The 3314-nt window shown below is 41.7% G+C and carries 3 protein-coding genes; all 3 read left to right on the forward strand.

Annotated features, from left to right (window positions below; genetic code table 11):
- Nucleotides 1-427: glycosyltransferase family 4 protein (locus tag ACKPQ4_RS09420; RefSeq protein ID WP_407680929.1), on the forward strand; the 427-nt coding region annotated here is incomplete at its 5' end.
- A gap of 15 nt (nt 428-442) precedes the next feature.
- A complete protein-coding gene (locus tag ACKPQ4_RS09425) occupies nt 443-874 on the forward strand; it encodes an acyl-CoA thioesterase (RefSeq protein ID WP_407680930.1) in 432 nt (143 codons plus the stop codon).
- A gap of 101 nt (nt 875-975) precedes the next feature.
- Entirely contained in the window at nt 976-3225 is a 2250-nt protein-coding gene (locus tag ACKPQ4_RS09430; protein WP_407680931.1) for a hypothetical protein, read from the forward strand.
- The last annotated feature ends 89 nt before the right edge of the window (nt 3226-3314 follow it).

A 3314-nucleotide genomic window follows, 5' to 3' on the forward strand; every position in this document is an offset into this window, starting at 1 on the left:
TTTAGAAGAACAAAAAACCAAAATTTCGAATGTGGGTTTAACTGATTTTGTAGAGATCAAAACGAATTTGTCCCGCTCAGAAAAAATTTGTTTTTTAAAAGGACTTTCCTTGTTCTGTGTACCCGCACGATTACCCGAAGCGTTTGGACTCTATGTGATCGAAGCGATGGCTGCGGGTGTGCCCGTTGTTCTTCCCGACCACGGATCCTTTCCTGAAATCATCAGAGAGACCAAGGCTGGGATGCTTTATTCCGTAGATGAACCTAGCGGACTGGTCAATGCATTGAGTGCCATGCTTGGCGACACTGTGCAGGCAAAACAGTTTGGTGAGCAGGGCAGGGCAGCGGTTCACAAAAAATATTCCAACGATAGATTGGCCAAAGAACTGGTTGAGAACATCCTCGCCCCTTTAGTATCAACCAAGTAAAAAAAGAAAACCATTATGGCATCTGAATATACCATCACTCGTAGGGTTGAGTTTTCCGAAACCGACCTCGCCGGCATCATGCACTTCACCAACTACTACCGTTGGATGGAAATCTGTGAGCACGAGTTCCTCCGCAGTGTTGGACTATCCGTTGATATGGAAGACGAGAATGGCCGCTTTGGCTGGCCCCGGGTGAAAGCGACCTGCCGGTTTAAAAGACCATTACGGTTCGAGGAGGAAGTGGAGATTAGATTGATCGTTACCGAGATGCGTGACCGCTCAATTACCTATGCTTTTCAATTTTGGAAAACTGAAAATGGAGAGCGAGTAAAAGCTGCAGTCGGGGAAGCGGTTGCTGCGTGTGTATCGTTTGACCAAGCCAGCGGATCGATGGCTCCGATCATGATCCCCGAGGTCTTTACTTCCAAGGTACAGCAGAAGTCCTAGGACAATTTTCGGTTTCAATCGGATCGGTTAATTCGATTGACCGATCGTTTGTGTATTCTTTTAAATCATACATAGCTAATTATCCCCTAAGCTTTGTATATATGAGAAAATTATTTCTAGCTGCTTTTGCCTCTTTTCTTTTCGCCCACGTTGGGCTTTTTGCTTCCTACGCACCCGATTCGATCGCGGGATTTTCAGTAGTTGATACCGCAGCAGATGGGACTGTTACCGGTCCGCTGTACTATGGAGAAGATGGTATCAATTCCTATGGAGACAAAACAAGAACCTACCAGTATGAAAAAACCTCAGCGAATACTGGAAAAATTACCTATCTCTACGAAGACGAACCTAACCCTTTGCCTGAAATAACTACAGTTACCTTCCTTTCACCTAATCACGGCACATATACATGGGCTGAATACTCTGATGATACATTCCAGACTATTGTCGATCAGGATAGTGGTACTTTTTCTATTTCTTACGCTCCTACATCCCTCGTTGGCCAAACTCTTTATATTTCTGAATTAGGTTACGAGTTTGATTACTACTTTACCTCCAAAGATGCCTATTACATAGATACTACAGGTGGATCTAATAAGCTTTGGTCAATTCCATATACTTATGAGAAAAATTCATCCACTGAAGCCTCGCTTGTTCTTTCGCGAGGTTCAGGTGATGTGCAGCACCTTATTACCTTTACCTCTTTAGTTGATGCATCCACTGAGTGGAGTGATAGTTCAGCAAACAGTCCAGAAAACGGTTCAGCAACTTTGACAATTAAACGGGAGACCCACGCCCCAGATTCATTAGTTGGATGGGACTACAATGTCTCGTCAATGAACGACACATTGAAATTCATCGATGATTCAAATGCAGTTTTTTACGATGAATCAGATAGTAATTTTTCGAAGCGTGAACTTTCCAATATTACATATACATGGACTAAAACCGGACCGGCAATGGGTAAGTTGACCACTAGCTTAGATGAAGAAACTCTTTTGTTTTTTGAATCCAATACCAGTGGTTTTTTCGATTGGGAAGAAACCGGAAGTGATGATGGAAATAGCGGGAAGTTTAATCTCTATTATTACCCAGTTGGTAAGGCTTTCGAATCTCTTGTCGGCAGTAGTATAACCATTGGGGATACCACCTATGTATTTACCAGTTTGAGTACGGTAACCGTACATAGCCCAAGTGGAACGAGTTCTCAGGAGTATTCATACCTCAGGGAAAATGAAGACAAAGCCTTACTTTCTGTGGGATCTTCCCTTTATAAACTAGATTTTTACAATCATCAATACGGCCGAATAATTGAAGGTGGATCTGGATATTTTTCGATTCATCAAAAGTGGGCGACTAAGGGATGGGTTTATTACGATGATCTGCCATGGATCTATTCGAACAACCAGGGAGATTGGATGTATCAAGTTCTGTCTGAAAATAATTCAACCAACACTACGGAACTGATGTATTTTGAACCTTGGAGCAACCTCTGGTCCCAAAACCTAGATTTAAATTTTACTGACCAACGAGTTTTCTCAGCAGACTCACAGTTTTACTGGGAAGATTATGATGACTTTAACAATTCCGAATTAAACTCAAGTAAGTGGGATGTTGGCTATTGGGGGGGTGGGCAAACCGTTGCTATCAATAATGGGCAAGCTCAATTGAGTGGAATGGCCTTCTTTTCGAGCGCTCCTATACAGATGCCCAATGATCTTGTAGCAGCAGCTCAAGATGCAACTGATGGAAATACCTTTTTGTTTTTTAAAGACGAAGATATTTATGGCATTCAGGCAGATATCTCCATTCCTAGCCAAACCAATGATTATGAGGCAGGGATTTATTTGGCCTCTATGGATATAAACCCTCTTGGGAGCCTTGGAGCGGAACTTAGGTATAAAACTAGTGGCTCAATATTACTTTTTGATTATCTTGAATCGGGTAATGAATGGGAGCATCAGGAAGCTGGATCGCTGGATACTTTTTACCAATTACAGATTACAAAAATTGATGGAAAAACAAGCCATTATTTGAATGGGAATCTGATCAAACAATTCGATAGCTCATCACATGATGAAGATTATTGGACCATTGGGGCTTTTAATGACAATGGTTCATCTTACTCAACTTTTGCCGACAATGTACGAGTGCTCCGAAAAAAATCGTATCCACAAGGCTGGATGTGGACTGAATATTATCCATGGGCCTATTCCCATGAAACAGGGGGCTGGCTATATTTCGAATTGGCCAAAGACACGGATGGTAATCCGGTTATGAATTATTATGACCATAAAACTGGTTCCTGGGATTTGTATGGTCCGTCCTTGATTCAGTTTTCTGAACGCTGAATAATTAACGGTGATCCTAACAAGTTTACAGGAAGATTTGTAAGCATCTTTAGGTAAGTATTTCGATTTTTCATATTTTTATTCAAATA

The sequence above is a fragment of the Candidatus Chordibacter forsetii genome (genome assembly GCF_964187505.1).
Taxonomy (GTDB): Bacteria; Verrucomicrobiota; Verrucomicrobiia; order Opitutales; family Seribacteraceae; genus Chordibacter; species Chordibacter forsetii.